Annotated in this window: 2 tRNA genes; both read right to left on the bottom strand. The window is 46.4% G+C overall.

The features are described from left to right. Nucleotides 1-38: 38 nt before the first annotated feature. Nucleotides 39-114, bottom strand: a tRNA-Ala gene (locus tag FW757_RS23270). A 46-nt stretch (nucleotides 115-160) separates the two neighbouring features. Next, nucleotides 161-237: transfer RNA gene (locus tag FW757_RS23265), tRNA-Ile, on the bottom strand. Nucleotides 238-265 lie beyond the last annotated feature (28 nt).

Here is a 265-nt window from a genome sequence, read left to right as displayed (position 1 = left end):
GCTGCCCGATAAAAGAATATTTATTTTTAAGAAGTAAGTGGTGGAGCTAAGCAGGATCGAACTGCTGACCTCCTGCGTGCAAGGCAGGCGCTCTCCCAGCTGAGCTATAGCCCCACATATGCTGGTACTTATTGTTTGATTACCGACTTCGTTGAAGAAGTGGTGGGTCTGAGTAGATTTGAACTACCGACCTCACCCTTATCAGGGGTGCGCTCTAACCAACTGAGCTACAGACCCAAACAATAAGTGTTTGTTCTCTTTACAA

It is taken from the genome of Pseudoalteromonas sp. 1181_04, assembly GCF_052850545.1.
This window is presented reverse-complemented; position numbering and strand designations above follow the sequence as displayed.